The organism is Marinospirillum sp., assembly GCF_014859565.1.
In genome coordinates this window covers 1-23,248 of record NZ_JACUUA010000001.1, presented here as the reverse complement: position 1 = coordinate 23,248, position 23,248 = coordinate 1, and the positions used below count along the sequence as shown (strand labels likewise).

Below are 23,248 nucleotides of genomic sequence, written 5' to 3'. Positions count from 1 at the left end.
CCAGACTTACTCATTTAAAGGGATTAATCCATGCCAGAATTTGCAGCTTTTGTCCCGACGCTGGAAGGCAGCCACTGGCAGCAGCCACTGGGCAAAATTGTTTGTGTCGGGCGTAATTATGCCGAACATGCTGCCGAGCTGAATAACCCCATTCCAGCCCAGCCATTGTTGTTCATCAAACCTGCCACTAGTGCGGTGCACATAAAACAACCTCTGCAATTGCCGCAGGGGCAGGGTGATGTGCATTACGAGACTGAAATTGCCCTGCTGATTGGCAAACCCCTGTGCAAGGTGGACGACTCCACCGCGCTGAATGGTGTGGTCGGTGTTGGGTTAGCTTTGGATCTGACATTGCGGGATTTGCAATCGGAATTAAAAAAACAGGGGCACCCCTGGGAGCGAGCCAAGGCATGGGATGGTGCCTGCCCGCTGACCACCTTTGTGCCTGCAGATCGAGTCACTGACTGGTCTGCACTGGAGTTGGTGATGCGACTGAATGGCAAGGAAAAGCAGCGTGGCAAAGCCAGTCAAATGTTGACACCTATAGCCACCTTGATCAGTCATATCAGCCAGACTTTTACCCTGCTGCCGGGTGATGTGGTGATTACCGGTACTCCGGCAGGTGTAGGGCGGCTGACATCGGGTGATCATCTGGAACTGGAACTGACAGACTTATTAAAAGAGCAGCTGACGCTTGCCTGAGTGGTAGGATACTTGCAGTAGAGTAGGGATCACTGGTTTGAACGTGACTGCTCCCCAACAGGTCTGCAAGTGTATTACTCCAGATAGGTGTAACCACTCAGGCCTTCTTCAAACAGCTGCTGGAACAGATTTTTTTGTTCCTGCTGCAGGTTACTGGCATTTAGCTGTTTTTTCATAGCCGTTAACAACTCGTCCGGCTCAAAGTTTACATACCGCAGCACCCGATCCACCGTGTCACCCTTGATCAGGTTTTCCAGCAGGGGTTGCCCGGCATCATCCAGCACCACGTCCACTGAGTCGGTATCCCCAAACAGGTTGTGCAGGTCACCAAGGATTTCCTGATAAGCACCGGTCAGGAAAAAGCCCAGCAGTTTTTCTTCACCCTCTTGCCATTCGGGTATCGGCAAAGTGCTTTCCAGACCCTGTCCATCCACATACTGATCAATACGGCCATCTGAGTCACAGGTGATATCCTGAATGATACCCCGGCGAACGGGTGGTCGATCCAGGCCGGATAGTGGTAACACTGGAAAAACCTGCTGAATACCCCAGATATCCGGCAAAGACTGAAACAGCGAAAAATTGACAAACAGCTTGTCGGCTAGCTTTTCGTTCAACTCATCATGGATTTCACGGTGCACCCGATTGGACAGGTTCAACTGCTGATGAATACGGGCACTGGCACAGGTGTAAAGACGCTCCGCCAATGCCCGTCCTGGTAGATCCAGCAGGCCATGAATATACATATCCTGAGCCTCGGATAGCGCCTGCACCACATCATGCCAGGTTTCCACCAGTGAGCGTTCATCCACATCTTCACCAGCCTGCTGATACACCCGCCACAACTCATGCAGGATCAATGAGGCGTCTTCTGCCGGTGATTCAGGCGGGGTGAAATCGGGTTCTTCAACATCAATCACATTGGTAATCAGCACCGCATGATGAGCAGTCAGGGCACGCCCGGATTCACTGATCAGATGAGGATGGGGAAGATTATTGGCCTCACAGATCTGATGGATGGCATGAACCACGTTGTTGGCATATTCAGCCATGGAATAGTTGATGGAGCAAACACTGCGAGAGCGGGTGCCGTCATAATCAATGCCCAGGCCACCGCCAACATCCACCACCTTGATGGGTGCGCCCTGTGCCAGCAACTCCTGATAAAAACGTCCACATTCTCTTAATCCACGCTGAATATCACGAATATTGGCGATCTGTGAACCCAGATGAAAATGCAGTAACTGCAGGCAGTCCAGTGCATCAGCTTCGCGCAGCTGTTCAACCATGGATAACAGCTGACTGGCGGCCAGACCAAATTTGGATTTCTCGCCACCACTGTCTTGCCAGTGGCCTTTGCCAATAGATGACAGACGCGCTCGTACACCCAGACGAGGGCGAACACCCAATTTTTGACCTTCTTCCAGTGCCAGCGCTACTTCAGAAGGTTTTTCCACCACAATATAAACCCGATGACCAAGGCGCTCACCCATTAACGCCAGTCGCAGGTATTCACGATCCTTGTATCCGTTACAAATCAGTGTGGAGGGTTCCTGCCCGGCCAGTGCCAGTACGGCCAGCAATTCGGGTTTACTGCCTGCTTCCAGTCCAACACGGGCATCCACCCGTGCCTGGCTTTCCAGCAGCTCTTCAACCACACGGCGCTGCTGGTTAACCTTGATGGGATACACAGCGGTGTAGCCACCCTGATAACTGTGGCTTTCAATCGCCCGGTCAAAAGCAGCACACAGACGATTCACCCGATCCTGCAGAATATCGGGAAAACGCACCAGTACTGGCAGGCTGATACCGGCATCCTTTAACTGGCCAACCAGCCGCGGAAGATCCAGTGTCTGAGGACGAAATGAAGTGGGCTGCACCAGCACCCGTCCTTCTGCACTGGCAGAAAAATAACCGCTGCCCCAGTGCTGAATGTTGTAAACCTTGTTGGCATCATGGACAGGTTGCTGGCTCACACTACACTCCTCTGTTGTCTGGTTTTTTAAACTGCGTCTTTGCCTGTTTCACCGGTACGAATACGAATGACCTGATCCAGGGGTGAAACAAAAATTTTGCCGTCGCCAATTTTTCCGGTATTGGCAACACGTACAATAGAATCAATCACCTGATCAGCCATGTCATCATCCACGGCAATTTCCAGTTTCACTTTAGGCAGAAAATCCACCACATATTCAGCACCACGATACAGCTCCGTATGACCCTTCTGACGACCAAAACCTTTCACTTCCGTGACAGTAATGCCTTGTACACCAATCTCTGAAAGGGATTCACGCACATCATCCAGCTTAAAAGGTTTGATTACAGCAGTAATAAGTTTCATGTTTTTTCCTCCGTGGTATGAATGTTTCGGTAAGGATAAAGCCTGTTGTGGTAAATCACCAAAGGAGACATAAAAAAAAGGGCGCCTCAAAGGCGCCCAAACTTCCATGCTCACCAGTAAAAAGTGTCAATCAGCACCTTATTTAGATGACTTGGTAAACTCCGGGTAGGCTTCCATACCGCATTCGGTCAGATCCACACCGGCATATTCTTCCTCTTCGCTGACACGCACACCCATGATGGCCTTGATCACAAACCAGACAACCAGGCTGGCCAGGAATACCCAGGCAAAGATACCAATAATACCGAGGATCTGTGCACCAAAGCTGGCATCAGCATTGTTCAATGGCACAGCCAGAACACCCCAGATACCCACAACACCGTGTACAGAGATGGCACCAACCGGATCATCAAGACGCAGCTTGTCCAGCGTGATGATGGCGAAGACGACCAGTACACCACCCACCGCACCGATCAGCGCAGCGCCCTGAGCAGAAGGAGACAGTGGGTCAGCAGTGATAGCAACCAGACCAGCCAGTGCACCGTTCAGGATCATGGTCAGATCAGCTTTCTTGAACAGCAGTTTTGCAGCAATCATTGCAGCAATCACACCACCAGCGGCAGCAGCATTGGTGTTCACAAACACCTGGGCTACGTTGTTGGCAGAGTCGAAGTCAGACATTTTCAGTTCGGAACCACCGTTGAAACCGAACCAGCCCATCCACAGGATGAAGGTACCCAGGGTTGCCAGCGGCATGTTGGCACCAGTGATGGCATAAACCTCACCATTCGGGCCGTATTTTCCTTTACGTGCACCCAGTACCAGCACCCCCGCCAGAGCAGCAGCAGCGCCGGCCATGTGCACAATACCGGAACCGGCATAGTCAGAAAAACCAGCGGCATCCAACCAGCCACCACCCCAAGTCCAGAAACCAGATACTGGATAGATCACACCGGTCATTATCACAGCAAAGGTCAGGAAAGCCCACAGCTTCATACGTTCAGCAACAGCACCGGACACAATGGACATAGCCGTGGCTACAAACACTACCTGAAAGAAGAAATCAGAACGGGCAGCATAATAAGGGCCGTCTTCACCCAGCGCTGCATCCAGAGTGTTTTCACCACCAATCAGGAAGCCCAGGCTAGGAAGAATGCCGCCTTCCGGGCTGGAATACATGATGTAGTAACCCAAGAACAAGTACATGGTGCAGGCAATGGCAAACAGCGCAATATTTTTGGTCAGGATTTCGGTGGTGTTTTTGGCACGCACCAGACCAGCTTCCAGCATGGAGAAGCCAGCAGCCATCCACATGACCAGCACGCCGCAGATCAGAAAGTAAAAGGTGTCAATTGCATAAGTGATGTGTAGTAGTTCTTCCATCATAAATTCCTCAGTTGATCAGCCGGTTAAACCGCATCGTTGCCGCGTTCGCCGGTACGAATACGAATGGCTTCATCTACAGGTGATACAAAAATTTTGCCGTCGCCGATCTTGCCGGTGTTGGCAGCACTGATGATGGCTTCCACCACGCTGTCCACACGACTATCATCAATAGCAATCTCAATTTTTACCTTGGGCAGAAAATCGACCACGTACTCTGCACCCCGGTAAAGTTCAGTGTGGCCTTTCTGACGACCAAAACCTTTTACTTCCGTGACGGTGATCCCCTGAATACCAATTTCAGAAAGAGCCTCGCGTACATCATCCAATTTGAAGGGTTTGATAATGGCTGTTACCAGTTTCATACCTGTATCCTCTCAGCCGGTTTTTTGGTGACGTGATCGGGTGCCACGCCGTAAAATTTTCACAGAGCATTCAGCAGCGGATGTGCCAAAATCATAAAAACGCTTTTTAATCAGCAAGATGGTTTGATGTTGCGAGTGGTTTGCAGGAAGTGTTGGTGGATTGGCACAGCAATTGGCACCAAGTTGATGCTCACGATGCGCTTAATTGGTGCGAAGTGAGAGGTTGCGGATGACAAGACGCAGGTTTGCAAACCTTGTGGCTATGCTAAGCTTGTTGCCGAGGAGATTAACCATGATAAAACCACAAATACTGCAGCAGCTTGCTGATGAGATTGCATCAAAACTCAGTAATGGCAATCAACCCACATCGGGCAATGCCGCTTTAAAAAGCCTGGTGCAAGAGGCTGTAGCAAGGCTGGATCTGGTCACACGCCAGGATTATGATCGGCTGCTGGAAATTCATCAGCGCACCCGTCAGCGGGTTGATGAATTAAACCGTCGATTGATAGCACTGGAAAACACTAGTAAATCTGGAGTCTGAACAAACTACACAAGGAGGTGATACATAAGGAGGTGATACATGTCGCTGGCACTGGTTCAAAGTCGGGCTCTACTCGGCCTGCAGGCACCCGAAGTTCGAGTTGAAGTGCATCTGGCCAATGGTCTGCCTGCTTTTAATCTGGTGGGTCTACCGGAAACAGCAGTCAGAGAAAGCCGTGATCGAGTACGCAGTGCCCTGTTAACAGCCGGTTTTGAATTCCCCTCCCGCCGAATTACCGTCAACCTGTCACCTGCAGAGCTACCCAAAGAAGGGGGGCGTTATGACCTGCCGATAGCGCTGGGAATTCTGGCTGCTTCTGGACAACTGCCCGTTAGCTGCCTGCAAGGACGTGAGTTTATTGGTGAGCTGGCGCTGAATGGCGAGTTGCGGGAAGTGCGAGGTGTACTGCCTTCCGGTCTGGCGACTGCTGCTGCAGAGCGCACATTGATACTGCCGACCACTAATCTGGCGGAAGCGGGTTTGATCAGCAGGCTGGAATCCTTTGGTGCTGAGCATCTGCTGGATGTCACCGCCTATCTGCTGGGCCAGAAAACACTCACATCAGTAATACCATTGCGGACTGAAGTATCACCTCATCATTATCCGGATTTGCTGGAGGTTAAGGGTCAGATCATGGCACGGCGCGCCTTGATGGTGGCTGCTGCTGGCCAGCACAATCTTTTGTTCAGTGGGCCACCAGGAAGTGGCAAAACCTTGCTGGCGCGGTGTTTGCCGGGTTTGCTGCCTGAGCTGACGGAGCAGGAAGCGCTGGAAGTCGCGGCGGTGGAATCCATTTCGCTGGGTTTTGATCCTCAGCGCTGGAAACAACGCCCCTTTCGATCACCCCATCATTCATCTTCTGCGGTGGCACTGGTGGGGGGTGGCAGCCATCCAAAGCCCGGTGAAATTTCGCTGGCTCACCGTGGCATTCTGTTTCTGGATGAGTTGCCGGAATTTGGCCGCTCGGTGCTGGAAGTCTTAAGGGAGCCGCTGGAATCGGGTGAAATCCACCTGGCGCGTGCAGCACGCCGAGCGACCTACCCTGCTGATTTTCTGCTGGTTGCTGCTATGAATCCCTGTCCTTGTGGTCATCTGGGTGATCCACGCAAGGCCTGTATCTGTTCTGAGGGTCAGATACGTCGTTATCAATCCCGTTTGTCAGGCCCTTTGCTGGATCGTATTGATCTGCACCTTGAAGTGCCCGCGTTGCCCCCGGAAGATCTATGGCAGCAGAGTCAAGGCGAAAGCACTGTTATGGTGCGTGAAAAGGTGGCGCAAGCCAGAGAGATACAATTACAACGTGCCGGTAAACTGAATGCCGCTCTGACACCAACAGAGCTGGAGGTTTTTGCGCCGCTGGGGCAGGATGGTCAGGAACTGCTGACTCGTGCCATGAACAAAATATTTCTGTCAGCAAGGGCGGCACATCGTATTATAAAGGTTGCCCGAACACTGGCCGATATTGATGCCAGTCAACAAATCCAGCGATCGCATCTGCTGGAGGCACTGGGATACCGTAAACTCTCACGGTCAGACTAACTACGGACTAACCATGCTGTTTCCGACTTTACAGGCCATAGCCACCCGCGATGTCATCTGCCTGGATGACACTGCCAGCTTGCGTCAGGCTCTGGAGCTGATGAATCAGCAGCGTATTCGCAGCCTGCTGGTTCGCAGTGCACGGGGTTATAAGCTGCTGCTGGCCGGAGATCTGGTCACTTTCCATTTGCAGGGTGTGGCTTTTTCCGCCCCTCTGTCGCAGGTTTTTTTACCGCCTGCCCTGCAATTATCACCGGATGCCAGTGTGGAAGAAGCGATACGCCTGATCAGTATCCATCAAGCGGAGCAGGTCTGTCTGGTGGATGCAGACAATCAGCTGAAGGGTATTGTCAGTTATACCGATTTGATCCAGAGCCTTGATCCGGAGACACTGGCAGAAAATCAACGGCTCAGTGATCTGTTACGCGGTGTTCAACTGCTGCAGGTCAACAAGGAGATGCCGGTGAGTCTGGTATTGTCACTGATGCAGCAGCAGGGTGTGAACACCGCACTGGTTAGCGAAGATCGGGTACCACTGGGAATTCTCACTCAGACGGATGCCATACGTTTGTTGCAATCCGGAGCTGATCTTTCCCAGATGGTTGAGCGGGTGATGTCCAGCCCGGTGTTTACTCTGACAGAACAGCTATCCATATATCAAGCGCTCACCACCATCCGTGAAAAAGGTTTTAAACGGCTGGTGGTGGTGGATGAGCAGAAAAAAGTAGTGGGGCTGATTAGTCAGCAGGATCTGGTCAGCATCTATTACAACCAGTGGTTTGATCTGGTCAAAAAACAGCAGCAGGAGCTGAAAGAAAACAATCAACGTCTGCAGCAGAAAAATCAGGCATTAACCTTGTTATTGGATGAGGTGGGTTATCCGGCGCTGCTGATGAGTGCTCAGAGTGGTATTGAATATGCCAACAAAGCAGCAGTGGAGCTTTTTTCGGTCGAAATGCTGCAACAAGGGCGGTCTATTCAGGAATTGCTTAGTGGTCACCAGCCGGTTGCTGCGCTGGAACATTTTTTTAATCAACTGGCACTCGGGCGACCTGCCCAGATCAGTTTATTGATCAGAGCGTCCAGTGGTGAGTATCAAGCATATCAGTTGAGTTCAAAACCACTGACACCCGATATAGATCATGGTTTTACACTTCTGAGTTTTAGAATCCGAATGGGGCAACAAGCCCCAATTGACAGGCCCCAGGGGGCAAACGAATAGTGAACCGATACAAGTTTCTGTTGAACACCCTGCGGGGTTTTGTTTTTTCATCCACCCTGGCGGTTACTCTGGCGGTATTTCTTGGCGTCACTCTGGTTGCCTCCCTGCTGTATGAGAATATTCTTGCTCGCCAGGCGGTACAAACCTCTCATAGCATTGCCCAGCAAACCTTTAACTCCATGTTTCAGGTCATGCGGATGGGCTGGACGAGAGAGCAGCTGGAAGATTTTCTGCAAGGCACCCGTGATGCGTTTGTCACCAGTCCGTTTGATGTGGAGATTTATCGTGGCAGCAAGGTAGAAGAGCTGTTTGGTGAGATCAACCAACCGGCGCTGGATGCATCGGTGCAGGGTGTTTTTGTCAGTGGTGAAGAGCTGCTGTTGGAAACCGATGGTCTGATGCGTCGAATTTATCCGATGCAGGCACGAGATGAATGTCTGTCCTGCCACCTGAATGCTGAAGTGGGTGATGTGCTGGGCGTGATTGATATCCAGCAGGATATGCGCCCGATCAGTGCAGAAGTACGGCGCAACAACATTGCCATGTTCCTTGGTTTTGGTTTGTTAATGCTGGTGATGGCGGCACTGGTGAGTCGTTATGTTGCACGCCATATCCAGAAGGCCACCGATGGCTTCAAGGAGCGCCTGGAGCAGGTCAACTCAGTCAAGGATTTTCGCCAGCTGGATATGACCCAGACCAACTTCCATTTCACTGAGCTGGATGATGCTTTTCGCAGTGTTAACCTGCTGGTGGAACAGCTCAAGGATGTGGCTGTGGATAAGGACATTCTTGAGTTCGAAATCCGCCTGCTGGGTAAATTCATCATCACCTCGGATATCGTGCGTGACTGGCGCGACTTCATCAAAGACCTGCTGATTGATATCAACACCATCCTGGTGGCTCATTCACTGGTGACGGTGTTTCAGGTTGAAGATGAAGGTTACGAGCTGGAAATCTTCTGGCGCTTTAATGTCTCCGAAGGCACTCGCAAGATGTTTGAGCAGGTAGTCATCAAACAGCTGTCCAACCATCCGCATTTCCATACCGGCATTCCGATTCTTAATATTGAGCACCATATTGCTGACCCCTCCACCGAAGAGCAGGATCTGCAGGGCATCCTCACCTTGCAGGATGTGGATTTGCAAACCCGCTCCCTGATGCTGGAAACACCCAAAATTGGTGGTGTGGTGGGGATAGGTGTGCAGTCGAAAATCGCAAAAGACCCTATCCGCCATATGGTGATTGGCAGTATTCTGACCACCTTGCTGAACCTGGTGGGTTCGGTGAAAGCCATCTACAAGTACACCCAGGATCTGGAGTATTACGCCACTCGTGATCCACTCACCAGCCTGTATAACCAGCGCATGTTCAAGGAATTGCTGGGCTATGAGATAGGTCGTTCCCAGCGGCATGATGTGCATTTCAGTCTGTTGATGCTGGATCTGGATAACTTCAAGACAGTGAATGACCGTTATGGGCACAGCTTTGGTGACCAGTTCTTGCAAGGGTTTGCCGGTGTTTTACAGCAGGCGGTGCGACCAGGTGATGTACTGGCGCGTTATGGTGGTGATGAATTCACCATTATTCTGCCGGAAGCCGGTGAAGAGCAGGCGCACAGTGTGGCGCAACGCATCATGGAGCAGCTGGAAAAACTGTCACTGACCACCCCGGAAGGCAACAGCGTTCGTGCCACCAGTTCTGTGGGTGTGGCTGTTTACCCGCAACATGGTCAGAACCCCGCTGATCTGTTTGTGATGGCTGATAACATGATGTACAAGGCCAAGCGCAGTGGTAAAAACGCCATTGCCTTACCCGCTGAGAATGAAGTGGCTGAGGTGTTTAAAGAGGTAGGTGAAAAAAGCCAGATGGTACTGAATGCTCTGGAAGAGCGCCGTATCATTCCTTATTTCCAGCCGATTATTGATTTAAAAACCGGCGAGATTGTTATCCATGAACTGCTGATGCGTATCCAGTTGGGTGACAAGGTGATTTCTGCCTTTGAGTTTATTGATGTGGCCGAAACCATCGGTGTGGTGCACAAGATGGATTACCAGCTGATCGAAAAGGCTTTTGAGCAGATCCAGCAGCAGGGTTATCAGGGGCAGATTTTTATCAATCTTTCACCTCGTTCGCTGATCATTGGTGAGTTCATTGGCAAGGTGCACCGTCTGGCAGTGGATTATGGTGTAGCCACCAGTCGTGTGGTGTTTGAGCTGACCGAGCGGGAAACCGTCAGTAACATGGCGTTGCTGGAAAAATTTGTGTTGGATTTAAAAATGGAAGGTTTCAACTTTGCCATTGATGATTTTGGTTCAGGCTTTTCGTCTTACCACTACATCAAACACTTCCCGATAGATGTCATCAAGATTGAAGGTGAGTTCATCCGCAACATGCTGCACGATGACAAGTACATGGCCTTTGTAAAAAGTATTGTCACGCTGGCACAGGGCCTGGGCATGAAAACCATTGCTGAGTATGTGGAAGATGAAGCCGTGCTGCATGCCATTCGTGAACTGGGTGTGGATTATGCGCAGGGGTATTTTGTTGGAATGCCGGGGCCAGAGCTGGTCAGCCATGACCCCCGTATGGATGCGCTATTTACCCAGATTCCGCACCACAGCTAAAGACGCACCGGCCTGGTTCAGGGTGTAAAAATGCAGGCCGGGTGCACCACCTTCTAGTAGTTGCTGGCACAGGCGTGAAATCACTTCTTCACCAAACTGGCAGATGCTGTCCGTGTCATCACCATAGGCTTCCAGCTGCTTTCTGATCCAGCGCGGAATCTCGGCACCGCAGGCATCTGAAAAACGAGCCAGTTTGCTGTAGTTGGTGATGGGCATAATGCCCGGAATAATCGGGATTTCGACTCCGGCGGCTCGAACGCGATCGACAAAATAAAAGTAGGCATCAGCGTTAAAGAAATACTGGGTGATGGCACTGTCGGCACCCGCCTGACATTTGCGCACAAAATTCTTGATGTCGACATCCAGATTGGCTGCCTGAGGGTGAGACTCAGGATAAGCCGCCACTTCCAGAATAAAGTCATCACCGAATTCTTGCCGGATAAACGCCACCAGCTCATTGGCATAACGCAGCTCGCCACCCATTCCCATGCCGGAAGGCAGATCACCACGCAGTGCCACTAAACGACGAATGCCTTTGTCCTTGTAGTTTTGCAGCAGGGTTTTCAGTTCACTGCGGCTGGCACCAATACAGGACAGGTGCGGTGCGGTATCAATGCCTGTTTCGCGCAATGCCAGCACGGTGTTTAACGTGCCATCCTGAGTGGAGCCACCGGCACCATAAGTCACCGAAAAAAACTCCGGTGAAACAGCAGCGAGTTGATCTCGAACCGTCAGCAGCTTTTCCTGACCGGCTGGGGTTTTGGGGGGGAAGAATTCGAAACTGACGGTTGTGGAAGACATGATTCAATCCAGTTGATAAGTTAAGGGCAGCTTAACCTGCCCTGTTTATGAATAAAATGCTGAATGAGTGAAATTTTTTAACAGTTTGCATGAGCTGTATTCACTTTGTGACGCGCCGCCCCAACAGGGTGGCCAGCCAGATACCGCAGAAGATCAAAGCCATACCCATCCAGTGAAACATCTGCAGGCGCTCTGCCAGAAAAATGCTGGCTAGAATCAGCCCCCAGACTGGAATCAGGTGAATAAAATAGCCTGCACGGCTGGGTGTCAGAATTTCTACGCCCCGGTTCCAGAACAAAAAGGCGGCTACCGAAGCAAACACCCCCACATACCCAATACTCATCAGGCTGGTAGTGTTAAAGGTCAGCATTTTGTCCTGCACCAGTATTTCAAACAGATAAAAAGGGGTCAGGAACAATAACCCCAGCAGCGAAGTTAGTCCAAAAAAAGCCAACCCGCCCAGCCCGGCGGGACGCAACCTTAGCATCACTGAATAAATCGCCCAGCTGATCACGGCAGCCAGCACCCAAAGGTTACCATTACCGCCACCCAGCTGACTGAACAGTTGCAGAGGTGCACCCTTGCTGACCAGCACCCAGATCCCCCCCAGTGAAACCAGCATCCCGATAATTTGCAAGCGGTTGATCCGATCACCAAAAAACCACCAGGAAAAAGCCAGAATAAATACTGGGCAAGCGGATAACAGCAGAATGGCATTGCTGGCAGGCAGGGTCTGCAAACCAAGATACACCAGCGTGTTAAAACCGGTGACACCCAGCAAAGACATCAGTGACAAGCACACCCAGTGCTGACGAATGATGCCTCTGGCTTGCCACAGGGGACGCAAGGTAAATGGCAGTATAATCAGCAGTGCCAGCAGCCAGCGCCACCAAGCCAGTGCAATCGGTGGTATATCAGCATGAACCGCTCGCCCGACCACAAAATTCCCACCCCAGAATAAAGTGGTTAGGATCAGCAGCAGGTAAGCAAGCCATTCAATATTTCGTTTGGTATTGTTTGTTGGCATGGAAGGTATTTCGCTGGTGGCTGTTGAGTGTTTTGCTCAAGAATATCATGTATTCTTGCCACCAGATCAGGAAAGCTGTCGCTCAAGGGTCGAGCATCAACTAAATTAAGATCGACCAAACAACAAGAGGGCTGCAAAGTGCGGGCTTTAGCGCTGATTGTTCGTTTTATCAGCCGGTTCAACATCCTGCTCGGGCACTTTTTTTCCTGGTTTTCGCTGGGGATTGTGCTGGTGTGTTTTTCGGTTGTTGTACTGCGCTACGTTTTTTCTTCCGGCTCCATCTGGATGCAGGATCTTTATGTCTGGCTCAACGCCATGATGTTTATGGGGCTGTCCGGTTTTGCCCTGTTTAACAACTCCCATGTACGAGTGGATATTTTTTATCGACCGGCCAACATCCGACGCAAAGCCATGGTCGACATGTTCGGCAGTCTGTTTTTTGTCGCACCTTTTGTGACCATTCTGGTGTACTGGAGCCTGCCCTACGTTATGCGCTCCTGGCGCTGGATGGAAGGTTCTGCCAATTTTGGTGGTATGCCGGGTTTGTATATCGTGAAAAGTTTTATTCTGGTGTTTGCTTTTGTGGTTGCCCTGCAGGCGCTGGCGATGTTCCTGCGCGGGCTGCTGGTGTTGATGAACAAACAGGATCTGCTTCCTGAGGAATATCGTTATCAGGAGGGCAAATAATCATGGATCCTGTTTTGATTGGTGAGGTTCTCTCTGTAGTGATGTTTTTTGGCATCATTGCGGTGTTGATGCTGGGTTACCCGGTGGCTTTCTCACTGGCGGGTGTATCACTGTTTTTTGCTGGTATCGGCTGGTTATTAGGTGCGTTTGATCCTTCCAACTTCAACAGCCTGGCATCCCGCTATGTGGGGGTGATGCTGAACGAAGTGCTGGTCGCTGTGCCGCTGTTCATTTTTATGGGCATGATGCTGGAACGTTCCGGTATTGCTGAAAAGCTGCTGATCACCATGGGGCGCATTTTTGGCACTCTGCGTGGTGGCTTGGGGCTTTCAGTGATAGTGGTGGGTGCCTTGCTGGCAGCCTCCACCGGTATTGTTGGTGCAACGGTAGTCACCATGGGGTTGTTGTCCCTGCCTGCGATGTTACGTGCCGGTTATGATCCGCGTTTGGCTACGGGTGTGATTTGTGCATCCGGTACACTCGGGCAGATCATTCCACCCTCCACCGTGCTGATTTTTATGGGTGACATGTTATCCGGCATCAACTCTCAGGTGCAGATGTCCATGGGTAATTTTGCACCCAAGACGGTATCGGTGGGTGACTTGTTTGCTGGTGCTTTTTTCCCTGGCTTGTTACTGGTGGGTCTCTATATGACATGGATGATTATTAAATCCATCAAAGACCCGCAGAGTTGCCCTGCACTGGAAGTGACCGCAGAAGAAAAAGCCAACCTTGGTCGCGATATACTGACCAGTCTGGTACCGCCCTTGTTGCTGATCATGGCTGTACTGGGTTCAATCCTGGGTGGTATTGCAACACCAACTGAATCAGCCTCTGTGGGTGCGGTGGGTGCCCTGCTGCTGGCGGCAATAAAGCGTAAGCTGACACTTAAAAATCTGCGTGAAGGCATGCTGGCCACTGCCAATACCACCACCATGGTGTTTGTGATTCTGCTGGGTGCTTCCGTCTTTTCGCTGGTATTCCGCATGATGGGCGGGGATGAGCTGGTCAGTGACTTCCTCAACAGTTTGCCCGGTGGCACCCTGGGAGCCATCCTGTTTGTGATGCTACTGATGTTTGTGCTGGGGTTTATCCTTGATACCTTTGAAATCATCTTTATTGTGCTGCCGATCACCGCACCGGTACTGCTGATGATGGATGTTGATCCCATTTGGCTGGGTGTTATGGTAGCGGTTAATTTACAGACCAGCTTTCTGACACCACCCTTTGGTTTCTCACTTTTTTATCTGCGGGGTGTGGCGCCGTCAGAGGTATCCACCCGTATGATTTATGAAGGTGCCTTACCCTTTGTAGCATTACAAATTCTGGCGATGGCGTTGTTGATCATCTTCCCGGAAATTGTCACCTGGTTGCCGAACAAGCTGTATGGCAACTGATTGACCAGAAATAAAAAACCCCGCCATGGCGGGGTTTTTTATGACTAGCAGAATACAGAAAATCAGCTGTATTTGATGTACTTCTCGCGTGCCAGACCAAAACGCTGATCCACCAGCTCGGTGCGGGTACGCAGCAGGTTAAGGCTTTTCACAAAGCTTTCTGCAGTTTCACGAGTCAGGGCATCACGGTGTTCACGCAGGCCGTTGACGATGTCCATGGAAGCCTTGGCACCAGCTTCCAGCAGATCATCTGGGAAGGTCCGCAGATTCACACCATGCTCTTCGACCAGGCGCTTCAGTGCAATTGGGTCGTTGGCATAGAAGTCAGATGCCACCTGGTCGTATTCCGCCTGACAGGCAATTTCAACAATTTGCTGCAGGTCCTTGGGCAGCTTGGCAAAAGCAGACTTGTTCACTACGGCTTCGGTCGCCAGGCCAGGTTCAATGAAGCTGGGCAGGTAATACTCTTTGCAAATCTGGTGAAAACCCAGTGCCAGGTCGTTGTAGGGGCCGACAAACTCAGCGGCATCCAGTGCGCCGGATTGTAATGCCTGGAAAATTTCACCCGCAGCCATGTTCACCACGTTGGCACCCATACGCTGCCAGACTTGACCGCCCAGACCGGGAGTTCGGAAGTTGATGCCCTGAATGTCGGCCAGGCTTTTGACTTCCTTGCGGAACCAACCACCGGCTTGAGTGCCGGTATCACCGGAGAGGAAACCTTTCACACCAAACTGGTCATACACCTTGTCCCAGATTTCCTGGCCGCCCATAAAACGTACCCAGGCAGACAGTTCGCGGGAGGTCATACCGTAGGGAACACCGGTGAAGAAAGAGGTGGCCTGACTTTTGTTCTGCCAGTAATAGGCTGCACCGTGGCTCATTTCTGCAGAACCTTCGATCACGGCATCAAAGGATTGCAGTGCAGGAACCAACTCACCAGCAGGGAAAACACGAACAGTTAAACGACCACCGGACATGGCAGTGATACGGTCAGCCAGACGCTGTGCACCCACACCCAGGCCAGGAAAGTTACGCGGCCAGGTGGTGACCATACGCCAAGTAATGTTGCGCTGAGCAATAGCCGGGGCAGCAACTGTAGCTGCTGCAGCAGCACCTGCCCCTATGGCAGCGGTTTTGATAAAGTTGCGCTTGCCCTGGTCTACGGTTTTGTTTTTCATAATCGAATAGCTCCAAGATGGTTTTTTGATTTTTTTGTTTTGCGCTGCTGTTTAGCATCCTGTTGTTGAATCCACTAGAATGCCTGCTCTGCCCTGCAGCTGATTTAATACTACACGCAAATTTGCACGGCATTAAAGAAAAATGATCTGACGCAAGGTCGCAGGGTATTTTTGTACATTTACCCTGTACAGCTAGAGGTAATAATGATGCAAAACGAACACCCAGAAGCAAACAGTCCCGAGCTGCTGCGTAGCAAGCTGGCGCTGGAAACAGCGCTGATTGGCTGGCGTGAGCTGGAAGTCCACCACGCTCGCGGCACCGTGGTGCGGGTGGATGCCAGTCTGGATCTGGTTGACGTGGCTTTTGAGCTTATTCAAGACAACAAGCACCAGTTTCAACTCTGGATGGATGCTGGTGTCGTGGGTACTGTTGAGGATGAAGATGCCCATGCTTGGCATCAGGAAAATACCGGTGTCTGGGCGCTGGTGGTGGCGCCCTGGGTATTGGTGCAGTATCGGCTCGAAAGACCTGCGGCAGAACGCCTGCAATGAGTCATGTATTACCCGCTGTGGATTACCATCCGCCAACCGAACCCTGGCTGGATATTCTTTATCAGGATAAAGACCTGCTGGTGATCAACAAGCCTTCTGGTTTGTTATCCAATCCAGGGCGGGATGAAGCACTCAGAGACAGTGTAGAAACACGTGCCAAGGAAATTTCTCCTTATGCCGAGTTGGTGCATCGGCTGGATATGGATACCTCGGGAGTGTTACTGCTGACCCTGCGTAAAAAAGCCGAACGGGCATTAAAAATCCAGTTTCAGGAACGTCAGACACGCAAAGTCTATCTGGCACGAGTCTGGGGATGTCCTGCGGAATCGGAAGGGGAGATTAATCTGCCACTGATTTGTGACTGGCCAAACCGGCCTTTGCAGAAGGTGTGTTTTGAAACCGGCAAACCCTCATTAACCCGTTACCGGGTGCTGGAGAGTGACGGTGTTACCAGTCGGGTGGAACTGCACCCTTTCACCGGTCGTTCACACCAGTTGCGGGTGCATCTGTTATCCATAGGTTGCCCAATACTGGGTGACCGTTTTTACGCCTCGGGTGAGGCTTTGGCAGCCAGCCCCAGGCTGCTGTTGCATGCGCTGGAGCTGGAAGTGAGTCATCCTTATTCAGGCGAGCGGCTGGTATTTACCGCTCCCTGTACTTTTTAAGTGCTGGACAGATTATTTGGATTTGGCCTTATGTGCCCGCCAGATGGTTTTTTCTAGCTCTACCAGCAGTAACACCACCACACCGTAGACCAGCATTAGACCCCAGTGTGCCAGAGTCAGGGGTGCACTCTGGAACAAGGTATTCATCAGTGGTGTGTAGATAAAGGCCAGTTGAGCCAGCAGCATGGCACCCACACCACCCCAGATCCACAGGTTGGAGAAGATAGGAGTACGGAACAGGCTGATGGTGAGTGAGCGGCAGTTGAACAGAAAGGCGCTCTGCACCACCACAAACAGCGTCACTGCCAGAGTCCGTGCTACTTCTTCAGTTTCTCCCTGAGCCAGAGCCCACTGGAACAGACCAAAAGCACCAATTAATAACAGCGCACTGACCGAGAAGATACGTCCGATCATTTCACCGTTAAGAATGGGTGAATCCGGAATACGCGGCATACGTTTCATGATGCCCGGTTCTCTGGGTTCAAAGGCTAGCATCAACCCCAGAAATACCGCAGTGGTCATGTTCAGCCACAGTGCCTGCACCGGTAACACCGGCAAGGTGGCACCAATCAGTACCGCCACCATGATCACCATGCCCTGCCCAAGATTGGTGGGCAGAATCCAGGTGATGAACTTCACCAGATTATCAAAGACATTACGGCCTTCTTCGACGGCACCTTCAATGGTGGCAAAGTTATCATCCGTCAGCACCATGTCGGCAGCTTCCTTGGATACTTCGGTACCGGCAATACCCATCGCCACACCAATATCGGCCTTTTTCAGTGCTGGGGCATCATTCACCCCGTCACCCGTCATGGCAACCACATGCTTTTTGGCTTGTAATGCGGTGACCAGTTTGAGTTTCTGCTCTGGAGCAACACGGGCAAATACTGCAACCAATTCAACCTCGGCCAGCAGTTCATGATCACTCATCTCGGCCAGTTCACGACCGGTCAGCACTCGGTGTTTTTCATCCTTTCCTTCCGGATGAGCAATACCGATCTGTTCTGCAATGGCACGGGCGGTCAGGGCATGGTCGCCGGTGATCATTTTTACTGCAATACCAGCCTTCTGGCAGGTGGCGACCGCACGTATGGCTTCAGCACGGGGCGGATCGATCATCGCCTGCAAACCAATAAAAGTCAGCTGCTCGGCATCTTCCTGTTCATGGAAGCGATCAAAGGTGGTTTCATCCTTCGGCACTCGTTGCATGGCAAGACACAGTACCCGTAACCCCATCGCTGCAAACTTCTCGGCCATTTTAGTGACCTTGTCACGATCCAGGGTGATCAAGTTGCCATCAGCATCCTGCGCATCCTTGCAGCGGATCAGGGTGCGTTCCAGTGAACCCTTGAGGTAAATGACATTACCAGACTCATCCTGCTGATGCAGGGTAGCCATGTACTGGCGATCAGATTCAAAGGGAATAACATCCAGACGTTTGTGGTGTTGCAGTAATTCTTCTTTATCCAATCCTGCTTTAAGAGCAGAAGTGATTAACGCACCTTCAGTCGGGTCACCCTGTACCTGCCAGAGACCTTCCTTCTGGATCAGTTCAGAATCATTGCTGATCAACCCCGCAACCAGACACTCCCGCAGGGCGGCAGGCAATTGGCTGATCTTATTGTCTTCCTGATGGATTTCACCTTCTGGCTGATAACCACTGCCGGTCAGATCATATTCTTGATCACCGGCAAATACCTTCTGAACGGTCATCTGGTTTTCGGTCAGGGTGCCGGTTTTGTCCGAACAAATGATAGTGGTGGAACCCAGTGTTTCTACGGCAGGTAGTTTACGCACTATGGCATTACGCATGGCCATGCGCCGTACACCTATCGCCAAGGTGATGGTCACAACAGCTGGCAAACCCTCCGGAATGGCAGCAACAGCCAGCGCCACTGCAGCCATAAAGGTGGAAACCCAGTCCTGACCATGCAGCAGGCCAACAACAAAAGTGATGGCAGCCAGACCCAAAATCACATACAGCAGGATCTTGCTGAAGGCGTGAATTTTCTGGGTCAGCGGGGTATCCAGACTGACTGCTTCAGAGATCATGTGGGCAATCTTGCCGGTTTCGGTGTCATCACCGGTGCCAATCACCACACCGCCGCCCTGGCCGTAGGTTACCAATGTACCGGCAAAAGCCATGTTGACACGATCAGCCAGCACCGTGTCTTTTTCCAACTCAGCACGTTTTTTCTGTACGGCAACAGACTCACCAGTTAATGCTGACTCATCAATCTGCAGGTCACGGTTCTCGAACAAGCGCAAATCAGCAGGAACCTTGTCACCGGAGGCCAGATAAACGATGTCACCCGGTACCAGCTCAGTGGCAGGAATGGATACACGTTTGCCATTTCGGACAACACTGGCATTGGCAGAGAGCATCTTTTTAAGGGAGTTGATTGCATCTTCGGCCTTGGCTTCCTGCATATAACCAATAATGGCATTAACAATCACCACGCCAAAAATAACAGCAGAATCGATGTATTCCTTCAGGAAGAAGGTTACTAAGGTTGCAACCAACAGGATATAAATTAGTGGGTTGTGAAACTGTAATAAAAAGCGCTTCCAGGCTGGAACAGGCTTTTGTGCAGTAATGGAATTAGAACCGAACAGGCGTAAGCGTTCTTCCACTTCACTGCTGCTTAAACCTTCGTGATGGTCACTTTTTAAGGCTTCAAAAACGTCTTCTTCAGCCAGATGATGCCAGAGTTCTTTAGGTAAACTTTTCACGGATATCCTCCTTTGTTTGCCGTACAAAAAGATACTAACACACAGAGCAGGGCATTAAAGGAAAACCGGGAGGGTGTCAGCGCAGCCTTGTTTTGGATAAGAAATCAAGCCGTTAGATCGAGGCGGGGCGGTAATAACCTCCTGCTATCATCCATGACAGCAGGGGCAAAAGGTCGGAACAGGCAAACCTGCTCCGAAGCCAATCAGTAGCGGTAAGTCTCTGGTTTAAAAGGACCCTGCTGAGGTACACCCAGATATTCGGCCTGTTTGGGTGTCAGTTGGGTGATTACACCACCAAAACCTTCCACCATATAACGAGCCACTTCTTCGTCCAGCTCTTTGGGTAGTACTTCCACAGTGACTTTGCCGGGTTTCTGATCAGCAGGCAGGTTAGCAAAATCGGCTTTATACAGGTGGATTTGTGCCAGTACCTGGTTAGCAAAAGAGCCATCCATAATACGGCTGGGGTGGCCGGTGGCGTTACCCAGGTTCACCAGGCGGCCTTCAGACAGCAGGATCAGGTAGTCATTGCTGGCTTCATCAAACTGATCGGGTTTGCCATCACGGAACACCTTGTGTACCTGAGGCTTGATTTCCTGCCAGGCCCAGTTGCTGCGGGTGTAAGCCGTATCGATTTCATTGTCGAAGTGACCAATGTTGCACACTACCGCGCCTTTTTTCAGGGCTTTCATCATCGGTGCATCACAGACATTGACGTTGCCGGTGGTGGTAACGACCAGATCAATCTTGCCTAGCAGCAGAGCATCAATGCCATCATCCTTACCGGTATTCTGACCCTTCAGGTAAGGAGAGACCACTTCGTAACCATCCATGCAGGCTTGCATGGCACAAATGGGGTCCACTTCAGTGACCTTAACAATCATGCCTTCCTGACGCAAAGAAGCAGCAGAACCCTTGCCCACATCACCATAACCAATCACCAGTGCCTGTTTGCCGGACAGCAGGTGGTCAGTGGCGCGTTTGATGGCATCATTGAGGCTGTGACGGCAGCCGTATTTGTTGTCATTCTTGGACTTGGTTACGGCATCATTGACGTTGATGGCTGGAATTTTCAGCGTACCCTTTTTCATCATTTCGATCAGGCGATGCACACCGGTGGTGGTTTCTTCAGAAACACCGTGAATACCATCCAGCAGTGCTGGGTATTCATTGTGCAGGATTTCGGTCAGGTCGCCGCCGTCATCCAGCACCATGTTGGGCACCCAGCCATTTTTGCCTTCAATAGTCTGTTTAATGCACCAGAGGTACTCTTCTTCGGTTTCACCTTTCCAGGCAAATACTGGAATACCGGCAGCAGCAATCGCAGCAGCAGCGTGATCCTGAGTCGAGAAGATGTTGCAGGAAGACCAGCGCACTTCGGCACCCAGATCAATCAGGGTCTCAATCAACACACCGGTTTGGATGGTCATGTGGATACAACCGGCAATACGGGCACCTTTTAATGGTTGCTCAGCACGGTATTTGGCACGAATGGCCATCAGTGCCGGCATCTCGCTTTCAGCGATGCGCAGTTCCTTGCGACCCCAGTCGGCCAGCTGGATATCAGCAACTTTAAAATCATTAAAATCTGTCATAAACACTCCGTTTAACTAATTACTAAAGACCTGCAATCCGCCTGAACAGGCAGAAAACGTGTCATTTAAGTTGAACGGGCGCCGTTGAACAGTGTTTCCTGGACTGAGCCTGACAGTATAAAGCTGCTGCAGCGCCCCTCAGATCAGGGAAAGGCAGGCTACCGTGAAGGCAGCACTGAAGCAAGATTATAGCCTACTGCTGCCAGCGTTGCAGCCAATCTTCTGCTGGCTCTGGGCGGCCATTCTAAATGGCATAGTGTTTTATTATTGTCTTTTTTTAGAAGATTTTATCGGCTATCATATCACTCATGAACACTAAATCTCTACTCAAGCAGCTGATTGCTGATTTTCATGATCAACCCATTCGCCCTTTAACTCGGCGCGATATCGAGCTTCCGCTGGATATTGAAAAAATCATCGTGGTGACAGGGATGCGCCGGGCAGGCAAAACCTCCCTGCTGCTGGATGTCATCCAAACACTTCGTCAAACCCTTGAGGTGAAGCGCATTCTTTACATGAGCTTCGAGGATGAGCGACTAACCCTTCGCACTGAAGATCTGGATTTGATTTTGCAGGCTTACCGTGAACTTTACCCCGACCTGGATTTAAGCCAGTGCTACTTCTTTTTTGATGAAATTCAGGAGGTGGCGGGCTGGGAAAAGTTTGTTCGACGCCTGGATGACAGCATCAGCCGTCATATTTACCTTACCGGCTCCAACTCTCGACTCCTCAGCTCTGAAATTGCCACGTCGTTGCGTGGACGCTGCCTGAGTTATGAGGTTTTTCCGCTGAACTTTAATGAGTTCTTGCGCTTCCAGCAGATTGAACCTGATTCTGTCAGCTCCAGAGGGCGGGCGTTGATGGTATCGCAGTTTGAACGCTATCTGGTGCAAGGCGGTTTCCCAGAATTGGTGGCGATTGAATCAGCTGAGATTCGCCGAAAAATCTTGCAGGATTATTTTGATGTCATGATGTTTCGGGATTTGGTGGAACGCTATCAGGAGAGCAACCTACCGGCGCTCAAGTATTTTCTCAAGCGCCTGCTGGAAAGCGTGAGCAGTCCCCTGTCCATTGCCAAGATCCACAATGAAATGAAAACGGCAGGCTTTAAAGTAGGAAAAAACTCCCTGCATGATTACCTGTCCATGAGTGAAGCGGTTTATTTCGCCGTGATTGCCAGCAAATACGACCCTTCGATTGTTCGCCAGACCATGGCCGAGAAAAAAGCCTACCTGATTGATAATGGCTTTTTGACCCAGCTGAGTTTTCGCTACCAGCAGGATCACGGCAAACTCTTGGAAAACCTGATCGCCATCAGTCTGCGACAACAGCAGCCACAACTGCAATTTATCAAAGGTGTGCAGGAGTGTGACTTCTTGCTTTCATCGCAAGGTGTGCAAATCCCCATCCAGGTGGCTTATGACATCAGTCACCCAGATACGCGTGAAAGGGAGTTTAAAGGGCTGATTAAAGCCGCGCACTTCTTGAAAGTCGACTCGGGTATTCTGGTCACCTTGAATGAAGAGCAGATCCTTGAGCAGCAGGGTGTTCGTATTCATATTCAACCTGCATGGCATTTTTTGATGAACCTTCCGGATCTGCTGTTGAAGTAAGTCGGTTTTTATTAAACCATTGATAATTAAAGGTTTCTACTGAGGCTGGTTTTTTCTGGTGAATTATGCGGGTTCAAGGACACCGGCCTGCTGCATCGTCTCCAGCACCCCCGCGCGTACAAATCCTGCATCGGCTTTGCCACTCAGCACGGCTTCAACAACACGAGGCAGCGGCAGCCCAGTGAACAGCATTTCGGCTTGATCCGGTAGGCGGATGCCAACTTGCAGTAGCTCATACTGCTGCATCTGATAAGCCGCCAGCGAGGATTCAGACACA

At 51.0% G+C, this 23,248-nt stretch carries 20 protein-coding genes and 1 riboswitch; of the genes, 10 read left to right on the top strand and 10 right to left on the bottom strand.

Annotated elements, in window-relative coordinates; all coding sequences use genetic code 11:
* The first annotated feature begins 30 nt into the window (after positions 1-30).
* On the top strand, positions 31-702 hold the full coding sequence (locus tag IBX50_RS00100) for a fumarylacetoacetate hydrolase family protein (protein WP_292252410.1): 672 nt from the start codon (positions 31-33) through the stop codon (positions 700-702).
* Positions 703-776: 74 nt separating this feature from the next.
* On the opposite strand, the gene speA is transcribed toward IBX50_RS00100, so the two are convergent.
* From speA to glnK (IBX50_RS00080), 4 genes are all read right to left on the bottom strand, one after another.
* Positions 777-2,678 carry a biosynthetic arginine decarboxylase gene (gene speA, locus IBX50_RS00095; RefSeq protein ID WP_292252408.1) on the bottom strand — a complete coding sequence of 634 codons (1,902 nt, stop codon included), beginning with the start codon at positions 2,676-2,678 and terminating at the stop codon, positions 777-779.
* Positions 2,679-2,704: 26 nt separating this feature from the next.
* A complete protein-coding gene (glnK, locus tag IBX50_RS00090) occupies positions 2,705-3,043 on the bottom strand; it encodes a P-II family nitrogen regulator (RefSeq protein ID WP_292252407.1) in 339 nt (112 codons plus the stop codon).
* A gap of 138 nt (positions 3,044-3,181) precedes the next feature.
* Positions 3,182-4,426: an ammonium transporter gene (locus IBX50_RS00085; RefSeq protein WP_292252509.1), complete on the bottom strand. Its 1,245-nt coding sequence runs from the start codon at positions 4,424-4,426 to the stop codon at positions 3,182-3,184.
* A 26-nt stretch (positions 4,427-4,452) separates the two neighbouring features.
* Complete coding sequence (glnK, locus tag IBX50_RS00080) at positions 4,453-4,791, bottom strand: P-II family nitrogen regulator (RefSeq protein WP_292252406.1); 339 nt, start codon at positions 4,789-4,791, stop codon at positions 4,453-4,455.
* A 292-nt stretch (positions 4,792-5,083) separates the two neighbouring features.
* Between glnK (IBX50_RS00080) and IBX50_RS00075 the strand changes: the two genes are divergently transcribed.
* The 4 genes from IBX50_RS00075 to IBX50_RS00060 are packed head-to-tail and all read left to right on the top strand — an operon-like array spanning position 5,084 to position 10,717.
* A complete protein-coding gene (locus tag IBX50_RS00075; protein ID WP_292252405.1) occupies positions 5,084-5,332 on the top strand; it encodes an accessory factor UbiK family protein in 249 nt (82 codons plus the stop codon).
* A gap of 39 nt (positions 5,333-5,371) precedes the next feature.
* Complete coding sequence (locus IBX50_RS00070; RefSeq protein WP_292252404.1) at positions 5,372-6,871, top strand: YifB family Mg chelatase-like AAA ATPase; 1,500 nt, start codon at positions 5,372-5,374, stop codon at positions 6,869-6,871.
* Between the two features lie 13 nt (positions 6,872-6,884).
* Entirely contained in the window at positions 6,885-8,093 is a 1,209-nt protein-coding gene (locus IBX50_RS00065) for a CBS domain-containing protein (RefSeq protein WP_292252402.1), read from the top strand.
* Positions 8,093-10,717, top strand: coding sequence for a bifunctional diguanylate cyclase/phosphodiesterase (locus IBX50_RS00060; RefSeq protein WP_292252401.1), 2,625 nt, complete (start codon positions 8,093-8,095; stop codon positions 10,715-10,717). The genes IBX50_RS00065 and IBX50_RS00060 overlap by 1 nt, the downstream gene beginning before the upstream one ends.
* Here IBX50_RS00060 and metF read toward each other — a convergent pair.
* Both metF and IBX50_RS00050 read right to left on the bottom strand, forming a co-directional pair.
* The gene (metF, locus tag IBX50_RS00055; protein ID WP_292252400.1) at positions 10,688-11,518 is read right to left on the bottom strand and encodes a methylenetetrahydrofolate reductase [NAD(P)H]; all 831 of its coding nucleotides are present in this window, start codon (positions 11,516-11,518) and stop codon (positions 10,688-10,690) included. The genes IBX50_RS00060 and metF overlap by 30 nt on opposite strands.
* 100 nt (positions 11,519-11,618) lie before the next feature.
* Positions 11,619-12,545, bottom strand: coding sequence for a DMT family transporter (locus IBX50_RS00050; RefSeq protein ID WP_292252399.1), 927 nt, complete (start codon positions 12,543-12,545; stop codon positions 11,619-11,621).
* A gap of 138 nt (positions 12,546-12,683) precedes the next feature.
* Between IBX50_RS00050 and IBX50_RS00045 the strand changes: the two genes are divergently transcribed.
* Entirely contained in the window at positions 12,684-13,232 is a 549-nt protein-coding gene (locus IBX50_RS00045) for a TRAP transporter small permease subunit (RefSeq protein WP_292252397.1), read from the top strand.
* Between the two features lie 2 nt (positions 13,233-13,234).
* On the top strand, positions 13,235-14,629 hold the full coding sequence (locus IBX50_RS00040; RefSeq protein WP_292252396.1) for a TRAP transporter large permease subunit: 1,395 nt from the start codon (positions 13,235-13,237) through the stop codon (positions 14,627-14,629).
* A 62-nt stretch (positions 14,630-14,691) separates the two neighbouring features.
* Here the strand turns inward: IBX50_RS00040 and IBX50_RS00035 are convergent, their stop codons facing one another.
* Positions 14,692-15,810: a TRAP transporter substrate-binding protein gene (locus tag IBX50_RS00035; protein WP_292252395.1), complete on the bottom strand. Its 1,119-nt coding sequence runs from the start codon at positions 15,808-15,810 to the stop codon at positions 14,692-14,694.
* A gap of 204 nt (positions 15,811-16,014) precedes the next feature.
* Here IBX50_RS00035 and IBX50_RS00030 point away from each other — a divergent pair, with 204 nt between their 5' ends.
* Positions 16,015-16,362 (top strand): DUF2288 domain-containing protein, encoded by a 348-nt coding sequence (locus tag IBX50_RS00030; protein ID WP_292252394.1) that lies wholly within the window; start codon positions 16,015-16,017, stop codon positions 16,360-16,362.
* Positions 16,359-17,027, top strand: coding sequence for a bifunctional tRNA pseudouridine(32) synthase/23S rRNA pseudouridine(746) synthase RluA (gene rluA / locus IBX50_RS00025; RefSeq protein ID WP_292252392.1), 669 nt, complete (start codon positions 16,359-16,361; stop codon positions 17,025-17,027). The genes IBX50_RS00030 and rluA overlap by 4 nt, the downstream gene beginning before the upstream one ends.
* A gap of 12 nt (positions 17,028-17,039) precedes the next feature.
* On the opposite strand, the gene IBX50_RS00020 is transcribed toward rluA, so the two are convergent.
* Both IBX50_RS00020 and ahcY read right to left on the bottom strand, forming a co-directional pair.
* Entirely contained in the window at positions 17,040-19,763 is a 2,724-nt protein-coding gene (locus tag IBX50_RS00020; protein WP_292252391.1) for a cation-transporting P-type ATPase, read from the bottom strand.
* A gap of 203 nt (positions 19,764-19,966) precedes the next feature.
* On the bottom strand, positions 19,967-21,358 hold the full coding sequence (ahcY, locus tag IBX50_RS00015) for an adenosylhomocysteinase (protein WP_292252390.1): 1,392 nt from the start codon (positions 21,356-21,358) through the stop codon (positions 19,967-19,969).
* A 69-nt stretch (positions 21,359-21,427) separates the two neighbouring features.
* Positions 21,428-21,504, bottom strand: a riboswitch (S-adenosyl-L-homocysteine riboswitch).
* Positions 21,505-21,666: 162 nt separating this feature from the next.
* Here ahcY and IBX50_RS00010 point away from each other — a divergent pair.
* The gene (locus tag IBX50_RS00010) at positions 21,667-22,971 is read left to right on the top strand and encodes an ATP-binding protein (protein ID WP_292252389.1); all 1,305 of its coding nucleotides are present in this window, start codon (positions 21,667-21,669) and stop codon (positions 22,969-22,971) included.
* Positions 22,972-23,034: 63 nt separating this feature from the next.
* Here the strand turns inward: IBX50_RS00010 and IBX50_RS00005 are convergent.
* A partial coding sequence (locus IBX50_RS00005) for a PhnD/SsuA/transferrin family substrate-binding protein (RefSeq protein ID WP_292252388.1) occupies positions 23,035-23,248 on the bottom strand: 214 nt, incomplete at its 5' end.

Bases quoted from the DNA above. Each gene is read 5' to 3' on its own strand.
- ahcY (WP_292252390.1), bottom strand. From the start codon at position 21,358: ATGACAGATTTTAATGATTTTAAAGTTGCTGATATCCAGCTGGCCGAC.
- IBX50_RS00050 (WP_292252399.1), bottom strand. From the start codon at position 12,545: ATGCCAACAAACAATACCAAACGAAATATTGAATGGCTTGCTTACCTG.
- rluA (WP_292252392.1), top strand. From the start codon at position 16,359: ATGAGTCATGTATTACCCGCTGTGGATTACCATCCGCCAACCGAACCC.
- glnK (WP_292252406.1), bottom strand. From the start codon at position 4,791: ATGAAACTGGTAACAGCCATTATCAAACCCTTCAAATTGGATGATGTA.
- glnK (WP_292252407.1), bottom strand. From the start codon at position 3,043: ATGAAACTTATTACTGCTGTAATCAAACCTTTTAAGCTGGATGATGTG.
- IBX50_RS00030 (WP_292252394.1), top strand. From the start codon at position 16,015: ATGATGCAAAACGAACACCCAGAAGCAAACAGTCCCGAGCTGCTGCGT.
- IBX50_RS00075 (WP_292252405.1), top strand. From the start codon at position 5,084: ATGATAAAACCACAAATACTGCAGCAGCTTGCTGATGAGATTGCATCA.
- IBX50_RS00040 (WP_292252396.1), top strand. From the start codon at position 13,235: ATGGATCCTGTTTTGATTGGTGAGGTTCTCTCTGTAGTGATGTTTTTT.
- IBX50_RS00035 (WP_292252395.1), bottom strand. From the start codon at position 15,810: ATGAAAAACAAAACCGTAGACCAGGGCAAGCGCAACTTTATCAAAACC.
- IBX50_RS00100 (WP_292252410.1), top strand. From the start codon at position 31: ATGCCAGAATTTGCAGCTTTTGTCCCGACGCTGGAAGGCAGCCACTGG.
- metF (WP_292252400.1), bottom strand. From the start codon at position 11,518: ATGTCTTCCACAACCGTCAGTTTCGAATTCTTCCCCCCCAAAACCCCA.
- IBX50_RS00010 (WP_292252389.1), top strand. From the start codon at position 21,667: ATGAACACTAAATCTCTACTCAAGCAGCTGATTGCTGATTTTCATGAT.
- IBX50_RS00065 (WP_292252402.1), top strand. From the start codon at position 6,885: ATGCTGTTTCCGACTTTACAGGCCATAGCCACCCGCGATGTCATCTGC.
- IBX50_RS00070 (WP_292252404.1), top strand. From the start codon at position 5,372: ATGTCGCTGGCACTGGTTCAAAGTCGGGCTCTACTCGGCCTGCAGGCA.
- IBX50_RS00085 (WP_292252509.1), bottom strand. From the start codon at position 4,426: ATGGAAGAACTACTACACATCACTTATGCAATTGACACCTTTTACTTT.